The organism is Pseudoalteromonas sp. Scap03 (assembly GCF_013393115.1).
Taxonomy (GTDB): domain Bacteria; phylum Pseudomonadota; class Gammaproteobacteria; order Enterobacterales; family Alteromonadaceae; genus Pseudoalteromonas.
Genome location: NZ_VDEU01000001.1, coordinates 1 through 17,003 on the forward strand (window position 1 = coordinate 1; position 17,003 = coordinate 17,003).

At 41.9% G+C, this 17,003-nt stretch carries 18 protein-coding genes; 5 read left to right on the top strand and 13 right to left on the bottom strand.

Annotation, left to right across the window (positions count from 1 at the left end; all coding sequences use genetic code 11):
- Positions 1-334 precede the first annotated feature (334 nt).
- The gene (locus tag FHG08_RS00005; RefSeq protein ID WP_178956466.1) at positions 335-1,504 is read left to right on the top strand and encodes a DcaP family trimeric outer membrane transporter; all 1,170 of its coding nucleotides are present in this window, start codon (positions 335-337) and stop codon (positions 1,502-1,504) included.
- 171 nt (positions 1,505-1,675) lie between these two features.
- The gene (locus FHG08_RS00010) at positions 1,676-3,796 is read left to right on the top strand and encodes a TonB-dependent siderophore receptor (protein WP_178956467.1); all 2,121 of its coding nucleotides are present in this window, start codon (positions 1,676-1,678) and stop codon (positions 3,794-3,796) included.
- 112 nt (positions 3,797-3,908) lie between these two features.
- Here FHG08_RS00010 and recA read toward each other — a convergent pair whose 3' ends face one another.
- Together recA and FHG08_RS00020 are read right to left on the bottom strand one after the other, a co-directional pair.
- Entirely contained in the window at positions 3,909-4,952 is a 1,044-nt protein-coding gene (gene recA, locus FHG08_RS00015; RefSeq protein ID WP_058155138.1) for a recombinase RecA, read from the bottom strand.
- A gap of 68 nt (positions 4,953-5,020) precedes the next feature.
- Positions 5,021-5,509, bottom strand: a complete 489-nt coding sequence (locus FHG08_RS00020) for a CinA family protein (protein ID WP_138609349.1) — start codon at positions 5,507-5,509, stop codon at positions 5,021-5,023.
- Between the two features lie 21 nt (positions 5,510-5,530).
- Between FHG08_RS00020 and mutS the strand changes: the two genes are divergently transcribed.
- Positions 5,531-8,116, top strand: coding sequence for a DNA mismatch repair protein MutS (gene mutS, locus FHG08_RS00025; RefSeq protein ID WP_178956468.1), 2,586 nt, complete (start codon positions 5,531-5,533; stop codon positions 8,114-8,116).
- A 56-nt stretch (positions 8,117-8,172) separates the two neighbouring features.
- On the opposite strand, the gene rpoS is transcribed toward mutS, so the two are convergent.
- The 11 genes from rpoS to FHG08_RS00080 all read right to left on the bottom strand — a co-directional run bounded on the left by rpoS (position 8,173) and on the right by FHG08_RS00080 (position 15,814).
- A complete protein-coding gene (gene rpoS / locus FHG08_RS00030) occupies positions 8,173-9,144 on the bottom strand; it encodes an RNA polymerase sigma factor RpoS (RefSeq protein WP_109874229.1) in 972 nt (323 codons plus the stop codon).
- Between the two features lie 117 nt (positions 9,145-9,261).
- Complete coding sequence (locus FHG08_RS00035) at positions 9,262-10,086, bottom strand: peptidoglycan DD-metalloendopeptidase family protein (protein ID WP_178956469.1); 825 nt, start codon at positions 10,084-10,086, stop codon at positions 9,262-9,264.
- A gap of 41 nt (positions 10,087-10,127) precedes the next feature.
- Positions 10,128-10,706 (bottom strand): YqaA family protein, encoded by a 579-nt coding sequence (locus tag FHG08_RS00040; protein ID WP_178956470.1) that lies wholly within the window; start codon positions 10,704-10,706, stop codon positions 10,128-10,130.
- A gap of 9 nt (positions 10,707-10,715) precedes the next feature.
- Positions 10,716-11,354 (bottom strand): protein-L-isoaspartate(D-aspartate) O-methyltransferase, encoded by a 639-nt coding sequence (locus FHG08_RS00045; RefSeq protein WP_178956471.1) that lies wholly within the window; start codon positions 11,352-11,354, stop codon positions 10,716-10,718.
- Entirely contained in the window at positions 11,344-12,108 is a 765-nt protein-coding gene (gene surE, locus FHG08_RS00050) for a 5'/3'-nucleotidase SurE (protein ID WP_010387748.1), read from the bottom strand. The genes FHG08_RS00045 and surE overlap by 11 nt, the downstream gene beginning before the upstream one ends.
- Positions 12,089-13,138 carry a tRNA pseudouridine(13) synthase TruD gene (truD, locus tag FHG08_RS00055; protein WP_008464223.1) on the bottom strand — a complete coding sequence of 350 codons (1,050 nt, stop codon included), beginning with the start codon at positions 13,136-13,138 and terminating at the stop codon, positions 12,089-12,091. The genes surE and truD overlap by 20 nt, the downstream gene beginning before the upstream one ends.
- Positions 13,135-13,617 carry a 2-C-methyl-D-erythritol 2,4-cyclodiphosphate synthase gene (ispF, locus tag FHG08_RS00060; protein WP_008464226.1) on the bottom strand — a complete coding sequence of 161 codons (483 nt, stop codon included), beginning with the start codon at positions 13,615-13,617 and terminating at the stop codon, positions 13,135-13,137. Before ispF ends, truD begins: the two co-directional genes overlap by 4 nt.
- Positions 13,614-14,315 carry a 2-C-methyl-D-erythritol 4-phosphate cytidylyltransferase gene (gene ispD, locus FHG08_RS00065; RefSeq protein WP_076918330.1) on the bottom strand — a complete coding sequence of 234 codons (702 nt, stop codon included), beginning with the start codon at positions 14,313-14,315 and terminating at the stop codon, positions 13,614-13,616. Before ispD ends, ispF begins: the two co-directional genes overlap by 4 nt.
- Positions 14,305-14,592 (bottom strand): cell division protein FtsB, encoded by a 288-nt coding sequence (ftsB, locus tag FHG08_RS00070; protein WP_008110330.1) that lies wholly within the window; start codon positions 14,590-14,592, stop codon positions 14,305-14,307. The genes ispD and ftsB overlap by 11 nt, the downstream gene beginning before the upstream one ends.
- A 34-nt stretch (positions 14,593-14,626) precedes the next feature.
- On the bottom strand, positions 14,627-15,259 hold the full coding sequence (locus FHG08_RS00075; protein ID WP_178956472.1) for a hypothetical protein: 633 nt from the start codon (positions 15,257-15,259) through the stop codon (positions 14,627-14,629).
- A gap of 75 nt (positions 15,260-15,334) precedes the next feature.
- Positions 15,335-15,814 carry a DUF2947 domain-containing protein gene (locus FHG08_RS00080; protein ID WP_178956473.1) on the bottom strand — a complete coding sequence of 160 codons (480 nt, stop codon included), beginning with the start codon at positions 15,812-15,814 and terminating at the stop codon, positions 15,335-15,337.
- 61 nt (positions 15,815-15,875) lie between these two features.
- Between FHG08_RS00080 and FHG08_RS00085 the strand changes: the two genes are divergently transcribed.
- Complete coding sequence (locus FHG08_RS00085; protein WP_178956474.1) at positions 15,876-16,100, top strand: DUF1653 domain-containing protein; 225 nt, start codon at positions 15,876-15,878, stop codon at positions 16,098-16,100.
- A gap of 54 nt (positions 16,101-16,154) precedes the next feature.
- Positions 16,155-17,003, top strand: a complete 849-nt coding sequence (locus FHG08_RS00090) for a MoxR family ATPase (protein WP_008464234.1) — start codon at positions 16,155-16,157, stop codon at positions 17,001-17,003.

Below are 17,003 nucleotides of genomic sequence, written 5' to 3' on the forward strand. Positions count from 1 at the left end.
TAATCCGCAAAGGTCAACAGACCCCAATATCTTATCTATAATCCTCATGGCTATACCCTATTTACATAAAAAACATACTATTAAATAAAGGTATGTGGGCCCTCAATAATTATTAAACCTTAGTCTAATAGACTAATAGTTAATTGAGTAAATTGTGCACATATACAACAGTAGCTTAATTATACAAAAACTTTGATTGTTTATTAATAACTCGTATTTACTAACAAATTAAATTAAAGACAATAAATTCAATCTGTTAGTACTATATAAGTAACACACATTAATGCATATCATAATAAAACATACAACAAGTAGCCTATAAAAGGACACAACAATGAAATTAACTCCAATTAAAACACTGGCAGCGACTGCTGTACTATGTGCACTTTCTAGTACAGCTTATGCTGCAACAGCTGCAAAAATAGGTGATACAGAATTCACCTACGGTGGATACATTAAACTCGACGCAATGTGGAGTGACTATTCAGCAGGCGCTCCTGCTGGCAGCAGTGTTGGCCGTGACTTTTATGTACCAAGTACGTTAACAGTTGGTAGCGATGATAGTTCAGACGCAGTATTTGATATGCACGCTCGTGAGTCACGTTTCAATTTTGGAACTGCTACCTTACTAGATAACGGTAAAACGGTTAAAACTAAAATAGAGCTAGACTTTTTAGCGTCTGCCCCAGGTGGCAACGAGCGTGTGTCTAATTCATATTCTCCGCGAATTCGCCATGCATTTATTTCATACGATGGTTGGTTATTTGGTCAAACATGGTCAAACTTTCAAAACGTTGGTGCATTACCAGAAGCGCTTGATTTTGTTGGCCCAGCAGAAGGCACAGTGTTCGTTCGCCAATCTCAAATTAAATACACTACAGGTGCATGGTCTTTCTCTTTAGAAAATCCAGAAAGCACAATTACTACAGCAGGTGGTGGTATGGCAGTGACTGATGATGCCTCATTACCTGACTTTACCGCACGCTATACTCACAAAGCGGATTGGGGTAACTTTGTAGTAGCAGCCCTTGCTCGTCAACTGACCTACAAAGTAGGTGGTGTTGATGCCGATGAAACCTCATTTGGTGTTAGTGCATCGGGTATGGTGAAACTTGGTGAAGACAATCTAAAATTTATGCTTACCCAAGGTAAAGGACTAGGTCGTTATGTGGGTCTAAACGTAGCACGTGGGGCGGTTCTTAATGGTGATGACCTAGATGCGATTGATTCAACATCTGGTTTTATTGCGTATCAACATAAGTGGAACAGTCAGTGGCGCTCTACTTTCCTATATTCGTTCTTATCTGCTGATAACGATGAAAACCTACTAGCAATGTATGGCGATCCTACAGAATCAAGCCAAAGCTACAGTGCAAATATTTTATACTCACCGGTTAAACGTCTAACCTTTGGTGCGGAATTTAAACATGCAGAGCGTGAGCTTGAAAGTGGCGTAGATGGCGACATGGATCGCTTACAGTTCTCTGTTAAATATGCGTTTTAATTTAAAATACTTCCTGAGCGGCTTCGGCCGCTTTTTTGTTTCCATAGTAAATACACCTGTATACTTTTTTAAAATAACATTGATGACGTGTAAAATATTACAATAACGCAATTGCAAATCACTCTCGTTTAGATTAAATTACCAGCCAAATTTAATCTTATGGGAAACAAGATGCTGCACAAACAAAAAAACTCTGCATTTAAACTGAGTCTACTTACTTCACTAGTTTTATCTGGTCATGCTGTTGCAAACGACACGCAAGACAACCTGCCTTTAGAAAAAATTGCCGTTTATGGGCAACATCATAAAAACTATATTACCGAAGAAGCGCAGTCTGCAACTAAGCTAGGTTTAACAATTAAAGAAACCCCGCAATCAATTTCCGTTGTTTCACGCGCGTTGATGGATGACTTTTCACTTGATGATATTAATGCGGTACTAGAAAGCACACCAGGCGTAACAGTAGAGCAAATAGAAACCGATCGTACATACTTTAAAGCCCGTGGTTTTGAGATAACTAACTTTTTAATTGATGGTTTAGGCACTCCGCAAACCTCTGGTTCAATTCAAGGGACACTTGATACTGCAATTTACGACCGTGTTGAAATTGTACGTGGTGCCAATGGCATGATGACCGGTGCGGGTAACCCATCGGCTACTGTAAACATGGTGCTAAAAAAACCAACCTACACAACACAAGCTCATGCTTCTGCTTCTTATGGTTCGTGGAATAACAAGCGTGTAGATATAGATGTTTCTGCACCGATTAGCGATGAACACGCTGTTCGCGCTGTATTTTCCAAGCAAGATAAAGAGTCATATTTAGATCGTTACGAAACCGATAAAACTATTGCCTACCTTGCCTATGAAGGAAAGCTAGCTGACGATACGTTACTGAGCATTAACTACGTAAACCAACAAAAAGATGCTGACAGCCCATTGTGGGGCGCATTACCCCTTTATTACACTGATGGTTCACCAACTGATTATGATGAATCGACTAGTACAGCTGCAGATTGGTCTTATTGGGATAATAGCGCTGAACGTATCTATGTAACACTTGAGCAAAACTTATCAGCGACTTGGGTTGCTAAAGCCCGTTATGCCCATATAAAAAATGAACAAAATTCTGAGTTGTTTTATGTATATGGTACCCCAGATAAAGAAACTGGTTTAGGTTTAACCGGCTATGCGAGTCGTTATGATTACAAAGACACGCAAGATTTGTTTGATTTATATGCCAGCGGTAAGTTTGAGTTGTTTTCATTAGAGCACGACTTATCATTTGGTATTAGTCAAGCAAACATGGACTTTAATGACCAATCGCTTTATGACTACAGCACAGGAAATGGTTTCCCTGCGATGCCTGATTTAGCGACTTGGGATGGGACTGCACCAGAGGCAACGCTTGCTGATGCCCCTAACGGCAGTGATGTACAAAATACACAAAGATCGGCCTATGTTTCAACTCGTATAAAACTAGCAGAGCCATTAAGCATTTTGGCAGGCGTACGCTATACCGATTGGGAAACTAAAGGTACTGCTTATAGTGTAGTGCAAACCCGCGATGACTCAGAGGTTATTCCTTACATTGGTACTGTGTACGACTTTACCGAGTCGTTATCAGCTTACGCAAGCTACACCGAAACGTTTGTGCCACAAAAAGAGTTAGACATTAACGCTGAACAACTGGCTCCGGTTATTGGTAAAAGTGCTGAGGTTGGCCTAAAAGCTCAACTTTTAGATGAGCAAGTATTTGTAACACTGGCCTACTTTGATGCTAAGCAAGATGGACTTGCTATTGCGCTTCCAGACTCTCTTCCTAGCGATACGCGTTATTATGCTGCAGATGGTATCAACAGTGATGGTTTCGAAATTGAGCTAAGCGGTCGATTAACAGATGATTTAAGTGCTAGCATCAGCTTTAGTAATTTAAGCATTGATGGTGATGAGCTTGTAAAAGATTACACCCCCGAAAACCAATTAAAAATGGCAGCTACTTATCAAGTACCATTTATTAATGGTTTAACCTTAGGTGCTAATTACCGCTGGCAAGATGCGACTAGCCGCGTGCAAGTAAAAGACCCAGCAGGTAACGCATTGGTTACTACAAAACAAGGGGCTTATGGCATATTAGATTTAATGGCCACCTACGAAATTACTCAAAACGTCGGTGTTACCTTTAATGTTAATAACAGCACTGATGAAAAGTACATAAACAGCCTCTATTGGGCACAAGGTTATTACGGGGCACCACGTAACTACTCATTGTCAGTTAACTGGCAGCTATAAAGCTAACAATTAGGCTTTAAGTCACTGTATAGCAAACAATAAAAAAGCGCTAACCTAAATGGTTAGCGCTTTTTTTAAGCTCGGGTCAAATCAAGCTTTAAAACTAAATGGCTTAAAGGTCGCCTTCATCACCTAATACGTCTTCGCCATCTTCTGGCTCAACCGTTGCTTTTAGCAATAGCATTTCACGTAACTTACCTTCAATTTCATCTGCAATTTCAGGGTTTTCTTTAAGGAACTTAATTGAATTAGACTTACCTTGGCCAACTTTGTTGCCATTGTAACTGTACCAAGCACCTGCTTTTTCAACAATTTTATGCTTAACACCTAAATCAATTAGCTCGCCCTGCTTAGAAATACCTTCACCATACATAATGATAAATTCAGCTTGTTTGAACGGCGGTGCTACTTTGTTCTTCACAACTTTAACACGCGTTTCATTACCAACAACTTCATCACCTTCTTTTACTGAACCAATACGACGAATATCAATACGTACAGAGGCGTAAAATTTCAGGGCGTTACCACCAGTTGTTGTTTCAGGATTACCAAACATTACACCAATTTTCATACGGATTTGGTTAATGAAAATACATAGCGTGTTTGAGCGCTTAATGTTACCTGTAAGCTTACGTAATGCTTGTGACATTAAACGTGCTTGTAGACCCATGTGTGAATCACCCATGTCGCCTTCAATCTCAGCTTTAGGTGTTAATGCAGCAACAGAATCGACAATAACTACATCAACCGCGCTTGAGCGCACTAACATGTCACAAATTTCCAGTGCTTGTTCACCCGTATCTGGTTGAGATACCAGTAACTCATCAATATTAACGCCTAACTTTTGTGCGTAAACTGGATCAAGAGCATGCTCAGCATCAACAAAGGCACACGTTTTACCTTCTTTTTGAGCTTGTGCGATAACTTGTAATGTTAGCGTTGTTTTACCTGATGACTCTGGGCCATATACTTCAACAATACGCCCCATTGGCAAGCCGCCTATGCCTAAAGCAATATCAATACCTAGCGAGCCTGTTGATACAGCGTCAATGTTTAACGCCTTATTGTCACCCAATTTCATGATTGAACCTTTACCAAATTGACGTTCAATTTGTGATAAAGCTGCGTCCAACGCTTTTTGTTTGTTATCGTTCATTTTCTTCTCCAAATCCAGCTAATGCACACAAGTATACTGTATGAAATCACAGTATCAAGCTAATTTTATTATTTTATCTTCTCTATTATAGTTTTTAAAGAAAATACAATGGCTTGCAGCCTAACTTGCGCCCTATCACCATTAAATACTTGTTCAAACGTCCAGTGTTTACCGTTAATTTGTAGCCCAAACCACACAAGCCCTACCGGTTTGTCCTCAGTAGCGCCACCGGGCCCTGCAATCCCTGAAATAGCAATGGCAATGTCAGCACTGGCTGCCTTACAGGCACCTGCTGCCATCTCAATAACTGTTTGTTCGCTCACTGCGCCAAATTGCTCGAGGGTATCATGCTTCACATTGAGTAATTCATGCTTTGCGTTATTGCTATAAGTAACAAATGCACGATCAATATATGCAGAGCTTCCTGGGGTATCGGTAAGCGAATAACTCACTCCACCACCAGTACATGATTCAGCGGTAGTGATCCATAAGCGTTTATCCGTTAAAATAGCGCCTAATTGCGCAGCAAGTGTCTTAATCTCTTGATGTAATTCCATATTCAGCCTTTGGGTAAATACATGTCGTTTGATCTTTATGCACCGCACACTATAAAACAACAAACCCCTATGATGCAGCAGTATCTAAAAATAAAATCAGAGCATCGCGATATTTTATTGTTTTATCGGATGGGGGATTTTTACGAACTCTTTTTTGATGACGCAAAACGCGCCGCTCAATTGCTTGATATTTCGCAAACACACCGTGGCAAAGCAGGGGGCGATCCTATTCCTATGGCGGGCGTGCCTTATCATGCGGTAGAAAACTACTTAGCTCGCTTAGTGCAAATGGGCGAGTCGGTGGCTATTTGTGAACAAGTGGGCGACCCTGCCACCAGCAAAGGCCCTGTTGAGCGCAAAGTAGTGCGTATTGTAACCCCTGGTACTATTTCTGACGAAGCCTTATTACAAGAGCGCCAAGACAACTTACTAACCAGTGTTTGGCAAAATAAAAAAGGCCAATACGGTGTTGCGTATCTTGATATCAACTCAGGACGCTTCAACATTGTTGAAGTTAGTACTGATGAAGCATTTAGCTCAACCCTACAACGCTTAGCGCCTGCTGAATTACTATATAGTGAACACTTTGAAAACACTCATTTAATTGAACATATTAAGGGAGCGCGTCGCCGCCCTGATTGGGAGTTTGACCTTGATACCGCGCAACACTTACTGTGCGAGCAGTTTGGCACCAAAGATTTAGTCGGTTTTGGGGTCGATAAAGCACATAGCGCCTTGGTAGCGGCAGGCTGTTTAATGCAGTACGTAAAAGATACCCAACGTATTGCATTACCGCACATTCGTGCAATTACCCTTGAGCATAATGAACACGCGGTAATTTTAGATGCGCCCACCCGTAAAAACCTTGAACTTACCGTTAATTTATCAGGTGGCTTTGAAAATACCCTTGCCCAAGTGCTTGATAAAACAGCCACAGCGATGGGCTCACGATTACTGAAGCGCCGTATTCATACCCCTATTCGTAATAAAGACGAGTTAAATTCTCGTCTAAATGCCATTAGTGCTATTTTAGATGTGCAATTATGCAGTGAGCTGCATGACGCTCTCAGAGATATTGGTGATATAGAACGTGTAATTGCTCGCTTGGCATTACACACTGCTCGGCCACGTGATTTAACACGGCTTCGTAGTGCGCTTCAAGCATTAGCACCGCTACATAACTTATTAAGCGATGCCACAGATGCGCGTATTTCTCATATTATTGCCCACTCTAAAGAGCTCCCCGAGCTTCAAGCATTACTTGAACGTGCAGTGATTGATAACCCACCAGTGTTAATACGTGATGGCGGTGTTATTGCGCCAGGGTATAACAGCGAACTTGATGAGTGGCGTAATTTAAGCCAAGGTGCCACCGATGTGCTTGAACAGCTAGAGCAGCGCGAACGTGAACGCACAGGTATTAGTACACTTAAAATTGGTTATAACAGAGTGCATGGCTTTTTTATTGAAGTGAGCCGCGCTAACTCGCACTTAGTGCCTGCAGATTATATTCGTCGTCAAACGTTAAAAAATAATGAACGTTATATAATTCCAGAACTTAAAGAACATGAAGACAAGGTTCTCGGCAGCCAATCAAAAGCGCTGGCCCTAGAAAAGCAGCTATACGAACAGCTATTTGAATTTATTGCTCCGCATATCGAGCAGCTGCAAATAATGGCCTCGGTCATTGCCGATTTAGATGTACTGAATAATTTAGCAGAGCGTGCCCAAACGCTAAATTATGCCAAGCCTGAGCTTTGCGATAACGATAATATCAGCATCGAACAAGGCCGCCACCCTGTAGTTGAGCAAGTAATGAAAGACCCATTTATTGCCAATCCTGTGGAGCTCAATAGCCAGCGTAAAATGTTGATAATTACTGGTCCTAACATGGGCGGTAAATCAACTTACATGCGCCAAACTGCGCTTATTGTGCTTATGGCGCACATTGGCTGTTACGTTCCTGCTGATAGCGCAAAGATTGGTAATATTGATAGAATATTTACTCGCATTGGCGCCAGTGACGACTTAGCATCTGGGCGCTCTACCTTTATGGTTGAAATGACAGAAACTGCGGCAATTTTAAATAATGCCACCGCACAATCATTGGTATTAATGGATGAAATAGGCCGAGGAACCAGTACTTACGATGGTTTATCACTGGCATACGCAACAGCTGATCATCTTGCTTCAAAAATCGCGGCTAAAACTCTGTTCGCAACCCATTACTTTGAACTCACTGAGCTTGCAGAACAAACGCCTGGGCTGGTTAATGTGCACCTAGATGCCATTGAACACAACGATACCATTGCCTTTATGCACACGGTATTAGATGGTGCCGCAAGTAAAAGTTTTGGTTTGCAAGTGGCAGCCCTGGCTGGTGTGCCTAAAGCGGTTATTGCCCAAGCTAAACAAAAGCTAACCTTGCTTGAAAATCATCAAAGTGTCACAACAGTCACCACAGAGCAACAGGTTTTACCGTTTGATAGTGAACCGCAAATAATTCAGCCTAGTGAACTTGAGCAACAAATGACCGCAATAGATCCCGATAACCTATCACCGCGTCAGGCGCATGAACTGCTTTATAAATTAAAAGCACTGCTTTAAACGCAAACAGCCCGACTAAAAAGTCGGGCTGTATTTAATTTTACTGTGTGTTTAGATTAAGCAAACTGCTCAAACAAGCTTTCGGTACTTAATCCTTCTTGCTGCAAAATATCTTTTAACCGACGTAGCGCCTCAACCTGTATTTGGCGAACTCGCTCACGGGTTAACCCAATTTCACGGCCCACATCTTCAAGTGTTGAAGGCTCATAACCGAGTAAACCAAACCGACGTGCCAGTACTTCGCGCTGCTTAGGATTCAATTCACCTAACCAGTCAATAATATGCGTATTCATATCATTGTTTTGCACTTCACCTTCAGGGCCCACATTTTTTTCGTCGGCAATTACATCTAACAATGCACTGTCATTCTCGCCACCAATAGGCATATCTACAGAAGCTATTTTTTCGTTTAGGCGAAGCATTTTTGTTACATCTTCGACCGGTCTGTCTAAGCTTTCTGCAATTTCTTCTGCGGTTGGCTCATGATCAAGCTTTTGAGTTAGCTCACGTGCTGTACGTAAATAAACGTTAAGCTCTTTAACAACATGAATAGGCAAACGAATAGTACGGGTTTGATTCATTATTGCCCGTTCAATGGTTTGTCGTATCCACCATGTGGCATAAGTAGAAAATCGAAAACCCCGTTCAGGATCAAACTTTTCAACTGCTCGGATCAGCCCTAAGTTACCTTCTTCAATTAAATCAAGTAGAGCAAGTCCACGATTGTTGTACCTACGCGCAATTTTTACAACTAAGCGTAAGTTACTTTCAATCATACGTTTTCGGGAGGCTTCGCAGCCTTTAAGCGATTTTCGTGCAAAAAACACTTCTTCTTCTGCACTTAATAGAGGGGAAAAACCAATCTCGCCTAAGTATAACTGGGTGGCATCGAGGTTTTTAGTGACTTCTTCTTTTACAAATACATCTTCATCTTCCACTTCATCAAGTAACTTCGTTGTCTCCTCTATTTTAGAGTCGTCAAACTTATCATCAGTGGGGGTTTTCTCAGCTTTTGCTACATCAGCCATAAGACTTCTCCTGAGCAAGCTATCAATAACTTTATGATTTAGGTCTGTAGTCGTTTTACAAGCTTTTGCTGTATTAGCCATGAGCCTTCTCCAGAACAGTCAATCAACACCTTCAGTTCAGGGTAGGTACTTAGCAGGGTTAACAGCTTTTCCTCGATAACGAATTTCAAAACGAAGTGCCGTTACTGAAGACTCTGAATTACCAATTTCTGCTATTTTTTGTCCCGCCTTCACTATTTGCTTTTCTTTCACAAGTAACGTTGAGTTATGTGCATAAGCACTTAGGTAATCATCATTATGTTTCAATATGATTAAATTACCGTAACCTCTTAGCGCACTACCCGCGTAAACTACCGTTCCTTTTGCAGCGGCGAGTACAGCAGTACCCTTTTTATTAGCAATCTGTAGGCCTTTGTAACCATTTTCCTTGTTAGAAAAGCGTTTTGTTATTTTACCTTTAGCAGGCCAAAACCAACTCAACTTTTTAGCTGAAGAACCTTGAGACTGACTAATTTTTTGGTTAGCTTGTTTTTGAACATACCTACGTTTTTTCGGCTTATCAAGCTCTTTCTTTAATTTTCTGTTACTTTTTTGTAAATTAGATGACTTTTTAGCGGGCTTATTTTGGTAAGTTTTTTGTGCAACCCTTGACCTACTTGGTTCTAAAAGGGATACAACCTGACCAGGAACAATAGTGTAAGGTGATGGAATTGAATTATTTTTTGCAAGTTCTCTGAAATCTTTTCCAGCACTAAAAGCAATCGAATAAAGTGTATCGCCTTTTTGTACCGTGTACTTGCCACCGTTAATATTAATCCGTGAGGGATAGTCATTAATATTATTATTTAAACTACTTACAGGAGCAGGAACATGGCGAGACGAGCATGCACAAAGCAAAACACTAATAAATAAAGCAACATAACAGCGTATTTGTTTATTCAATGTGTTTTGCCCTCTGTTTTAACATCGTTGCATTATGGCGATTATCGCAATAATGCGTACGCAACAGCGATTAAAGCAACCACTGCCCAGCCAAGTACTTCAATATATTGACGTAATTTTTGTTCCATTTTAACTCCACCCCACTTCATTAAAGCAGATACTAAAAAGAAACGCGCGCCACGCCCAATAGCCGAGGCAATAATAAAGGGTAAAAACGCCATTTGTAATACGCCAGCGCCAATGGTAAATACCTTATAAGGAATAGGAGAAAACCCCGCTATAAATACCACCCAAACGCCATAATCTTTAAACCATGCAAGCGCCGTATTAAATTTATCTTGCCATTGCATTTGCGCAATAAAGGGCTCTACAACCGGTTCAAACAACCAAAATCCAAGTAAATAACCCAGTACGCCGCCAAGCACAGAAGCAACCGTGGCAAAGCTTGCAAATCGCCATGCCTTACTTGGTTGCGCTAGCGACATAGGCGCTAACATTACATCAGGTGGAACTGGGAAGAAAACCGACTCGGCAAAACTCATCCCTGCTAAATAGCGTTCTGCATGGCGGTGTTTAGCCCACACTAACGCCATATCGTATAACTTGGTAAACAACTTCAAAATGAATTCCTATTCAATATCACCAGGGACTAAAGGTACAAATCTTACTGGCGCAATTACATGCTCTGTAAAGTTATCGCCTTGGCGAATAACCATGGTTAATTTTTGTTCTTCCTCACCAATAGGGGCCAGTAATACGCCTCCATCAGCAAGTTGTGCGAGTAACTCGGGGGGAATGGTGGTTGCCGCAGCAGTCACGATAATGCCATCAAATGGCGCTTGTGACTGCCAGCCTTGCCAACCATCGCCATGTTTCATGGTGACATTGTACAAATCAAGCTGGTGTAATCGGCGTTTAGCTTGCCATTGTAAGGCTTTAATACGCTCTACCGAATATACCTTATCAAAGGTTTTAGCCAAAACCGCCGTTTGATAGCCCGACCCTGTGCCTATTTCTAACACCTTATGTTGTACACCGGCTAATCGCATTAGCTCGGTCATGCGCGCAACAATATAAGGCTGAGAAATAGTTTGCCCTTGCCCTATCGGTAACGCGGTATTCTGATACGCTTTATGCTTGAGTACATCATCAATAAATATATGCCGAGGAATTTGCGCAATCGCTTTTAAAACCTCTTTGTCTTCTACGCCCTCGCGCTGTAATAAGTCTGAAAGTGCTTGTGCACTGCGAGTATAATTAGCCAGCACGGTTAATCTCCAACTCGGCTAACCACTCTCCCACGGCTTTAATACTGTCTTTGGCGGTCATATCAACGCTTAACGGGGTCACTGATGCATAGCCATTATTAACCGCATAAAAGTCAGTACCTTCACCGGCGTCGCTTTCAAGCCCTAGCGATCCATACCAAAAAATATCGCGTCCCCATGGATCGGTTTGCTTGGTCATAGTTTCTGCTTTGTGACGAGCCCCTAAACGAGTTACCTGAACGCCTTTAAGCTCAGAGAGCGGAATATCGGGAACATTAATATTAATGATCTGATCTTTGGGCAACGGATGTGAAGCAAGCCCTTTAATAATATTTACAGTAACGGCTGCAGCTGTTTCAAAATGCTCACCATGATGAGAGCACAAAGATACCGCAATTGCTGGTAAGCCTAAATGACGGCCTTCAGTCGCCGCAGCAACTGTACCAGAGTAAAGCGTATCATCGCCTAAATTACCGCCATGATTAATACCAGCAACAACCAAATCGGGTTTTTCATCCACTAATTGGTTAACACCTAAATGCACACAATCGGTGGGTGTACCGTTTACAGACATAAATCCGTTGTCGAGCGTTGTGGCACGCAGCGGATTCATTAGCGTTAGTGAATTACTAGCACCACTACAATTTCTATCTGGAGCAACCAGCGTTACCTCAGCAATTTGTGTTAATGCTTGATATAAAACAGCAATACCTTTGGCATTAACACCATCATCATTACTTAATAGAATCTTCATCTGCGTTATCCTTTTCTTTTCGCTCGCGTGGGCTGGCGTCAGTATAATCGACCAGTTCGCGCAGTAAAGCCGTTGCAAAACAGCCTTTGGGTAAGCCAAAGCTGAGTTTTAATGTGCGTTCATCAAGCGTTTCTATGCTTAGCTCTTGGGGGATTAAACGCAGCATTCTACGCTCGTTTTTAAGCCCTAAATCCCCTAAGCCATCACACCATGCTTGATACGGTGCCAACCATGTTTTTTCTTGTTCGGTTAAGCCTTTTTCACTTTTGCCCACCATGGGCGCCGACATCATAATGTCGCCAGAGGCAAGCCGTGCAATATTTTCATCACTTATCGCATCTTCAAAAAATGCATTACTGCCACTGAGCATAAATACTTCGCGGTGCATGGTTTTAGCAAGCCCATGCTCAGCCACGCGTAAACTAACAATTTGATTAAACACATGTGAACGCGCAGCAGAAATAATAATGCCTCGCAGCTTTTTATCGCGAATACGCTCACCGGCAAACATTTTTTCGGCCATCACTAGGTTGTGCCCATCACGACCAAAGCGCTGTTCACCAAAATAATTAGGCACACCTGCGCGTACCGCGTTTATACGGCATAAAATATCAAGCGGCTCGGTTACATTGCGCAAGGTAATAGTAAATCTATTTCCTTTGTGGCAACCGGTGCGCAATTTTCGCTCATGGCGCTGCTGCGATACCACAAACACGCTTTCACTGTTCAGCTCAGTAAAATCAATATGCTTTTTAATCGGTACTTTTACGCTAAACCACTGCGAGCATACTCCATGGCGGTCTTTCATACCGGCATAGCTTACATCACGTGGCGATACACCCGCTTTTTGTGCAATCAGCTTGGCAACATATTGGGTGTTTTCACCCTTTTTAACCACTTGCAAACACACGTGTTCACCACTGCCGGTAAACTCTATACCGAGATCCTCATCAACCATAAAGTCTTCTGCGGTGGTTTTAAAGTCGGCTTTGGAAAGCGGCGCGCCATATAAATAATTTAATTCGCTCATGCGTTTTGTTTGCTCATAATGACCACGGCATGGCTTGAAATGCCTTCTTTACGCCCCTCAAAACCGAGTTTTTCGGTAGTGGTAGCTTTTACATTTACCTGTGAAAGCTCGGCATTTAAATCACTGGCAAGGTTGCCACGCATCGCTTGAATGTGCGGCAGCATTTTTGGTGCTTGTGCCACAATAGTGACATCCGCATTGCCCAATACATAACCTTGTTGCTTAGCAAGGTTCACTACATGGCGAAGTAAAATACGGCTATCAATATTTTCATATTCACTGGCCGTATCCGGAAAATGCTTACCAATATCGCCCAGCGCTAATGATCCTAAAATAGCGTCACATAAGGCATGAATAGCTACATCACCATCTGAGTGTGCTAAAAAGCCTTGTGGATAATCAATTTTTTCGCCGCAGATAGTTAAAGGCCCTTGGCCTCCAAATTTATGCACGTCAAAACCATGGCCTATTCGTATCATGTTGCACTCTCATTATTTTGTTTTTGCAGTAAAAAGCCTGCTAAATCTAAATCTTCTGGGGTGGTAATTTTAATATTATCACTACGCCCTGCTACCAGCTTTACCGGCTTATTTGCCCACTCCATTGCACTGGCTTCATCAGTAATGGTTGCACCGCTGTTAAGCGCACTTTGCAATGCCGTTTTAAGCTCGTCGTATTTAAACAGTTGCGGGGTAAGCGCTTGCCATAAATCATCACGAGGCACAGTTTGCTGCGCATGGCTTTGCCCTCGTTTTATAGTGTCTTTTACTTTGCTGGCTAAAATGCCGCCTTCATCAGCCTGCATGCACTGTGCGATTAAGCGCTCTATATCAGCAATATCGACTAAAGGTCTTGCAGCGTCGTGCACCAAAACCCAAGCAGGTGGGTTGGCAGCTAAAAACAATAAACTGTTTAACACTGAATCTGCGCGCTCTTTACCGCCAATAGCACGCACAATGCGAGGATCAGCTAGCGTAAGGTCGTCAAAGTAGGGGTCGGTTTCGCTCAGAGCCACCACTATAGAGTTTAACTGCGGTAACTGCGATAACTTAGCGAGCGTATGCTCTAGAATGGTTTTCCCTGCTAAGGAAATATATTGCTTTGGTGTTGTGTGTTGCATTCGACTGCCAACACCTGCGGCAGGAACAATAGCAGCAATAGTTTGTTTATTTGTCATGGTGTTGAGCCGGTAAAACACGAATAAAGGTTTCGTCCGGTTTAATCATTCCTAATTCGTTGCGGGCACGCTCTTCAATGCCTTCGTGGCCGAGCTTTAAATCTTCTATATCCGCTTTTAATACTTTATTACGCTTTATTAGTTTTTCGTTAGTTTGTTGATGCGATGCCACCGCATTTTTTAAACGGGTGTAGTCTTGCACCCCGTTATGACCAAACCAAAGGCGATACTGGATAAAAAGTGCTAAGCACAACAAGCCAAATTGAAAAAATCGCATTAAACACTCCTTATTTTAATTTTTAATTATCTACTTATGCTAGCGGCCGCTTAACATTGCGCCAATTAATATTGGCAGCTAGTAACATTTCCCGTAGTGACAAAACCCGTGGCGTGCTACGCTTTGAAAACTGCCACTGGTGGCCACAACACGCCGCTGCAAGGCTCGTTTTACTAGGTTTAAGCAGTTGCGCACTTTGCTGCTCAAGTCCTTGGCCTAAAAAATCAAACCAGCCAAGTTCATTACAATGCAGTTGCGTATCAGCTACTTGATCAATGCTGTCTATTCTAACCCGAATTTGACCGTGACTTTGTAATAATACCGGAATTATTAGCCCTACTTTGGCATGCGCTTGATAAAAAAGTTCATTCGCTGAAGGATTAGCCTCTGGCGGTGTTGGTTTTTGCTTTTCAAGCCAGCCTCCATTTTGCGCATCAAGCGTAAAAGGCAATGGTGCATTAGCTACACGTGTTGCGGCACGTTCAATATAATAAGGCAGACTTTTTAATTGCCTGCGTAAACGGTCACCATTAGGTTCAGCCACTAAGCGCTGAACTTCACGCTGATAAAAAGCATTGCATAATTGTGCGTAAAGCACTTTTTCTGCATCAGTTTGCCACATTTCAACTTGCTGGCTTGTGTTAAACTGCTTATTTTTAGCAACCAATCGCTGTACTCAAAAAAACATTTTAATACTGTTTTATAACACAGTAATGCACAGTTTTTAAGCACTTGTAGTAATTTAAGCGCTTGGCTTTTCACCTAATTTTGCAATACCTGATTCTAAAAATTGCACCATAGTACTGCGCTTTTTACCTATTAATAAGCTGCCATCAGATAAAAACATAAAGTTTTGCCAGTTACGTTTAAACACATCAAATGTCGTTTCGATAATATTGTCGCGTGCCATGCAAAAATACACTGTGGTATTAGCCTGCCAATCTAAGTGGTTCAAAATAGCTTCTGGAAATTGCGGTTCTTCGCTTTCCCACGCATCTTCCCAATTAATTTCTTGGCTAAAGTTTTGCTCTTGCGCGCACCAATCGGTTTTATCAAAAAAGTCTGGATGATCATGTTCACGACTCACCATGGTTGTCCACAGTACGGCGGCACGCTCGCTGGTCATTGGTTTAATATTGGCTGCATCAATATCTGAAACCGGAATATCTTTGTGGCGAAATACCCAGGCTTTTTTGTAATCATCAAGAGAAATATAATTCATAGTATTGCTGTATTCTTTGGCATAATAAAAAGCGAAGGCAAATTATACAAGATAACAGACTATGACTACAGCACTAAAACTGGGTTTATATCGACACTACAAAGGCCCACAATATAAAGTTATGCATGTGGCGACCCACAGCGAAACCAACGAGCAGTTGGTTATTTACCAAGCCTTATACGGTGAATACGGCATATGGGCACGCCCACTAAGTATGTTTACTGAAACCGTAGAAAAAGACGGTAAAACTATCGCCCGTTTTGCCTACCTTGGTGAAGCCGATTAACTATGGCATTATAACGCATAATAATTACTGCTCAGACCAGATAAAGGATAACCCGTGCAATTTAATTCTACTGATAATTACATCGCAAGCTCAGCATTAAAACAGGCAGTAAACGCCGCTATTATGCTGCAAAAACCGCTTTTAATTAAAGGCGAGCCTGGCACAGGTAAAACCATGCTGGCCGAAGAGTTAGCGAAAAGTTTAGATACTGAGCTTATTCAGTGGCATATAAAATCAACCACTAAAGCGCAGCAAGGTTTGTACGAGTACGATGCGGTATCGCGTTTGCGCGACAGCCAGCTAGGTGATGAGCGCGTTCACAATATTAGCAACTACATAGTTAAAGGTAAGCTGTGGCAAGCCTTCATGTACGCTGAATTAAACGGCAAACGCCCAGTACTGCTTATTGACGAAATAGACAAAGCCGATATTGAGTTTCCAAACGATTTACTACTCGAACTCGATAAAATGGAATTTCATGTATACGAAACCGGTGAGCGCATTGTGGCTAAAGAGCGCCCTATTGTGATCATCACATCAAACAATGAAAAAGAGCTGCCTGATGCGTTTTTACGTCGCTGTTTTTTCCATTATATTGATTTTCCAAATAGCGACGAAATGCAGCAAATTATTGATGTGCACTACCCGCATGTTAAACAAGATTTAGTTCGCCAAGCATTAGAAGTATTTTTTAACTTACGCGAAGCCAACGGCCTTAAAAAGAAGCCATCCACCAGCGAGTTACTTGATTGGTTAAAACTATTAATGGCTGAAGATATAGACGCAAAAACCCTGCACGACAAAGCGCAAAAAGGCGGCTTAATGCCGATGTTTGGTGCGCTGCTTAAAAACGAGCAAGACATAAGCCTAATCGAAAAACTTGCGTTTATGAGTCGCCGTTAA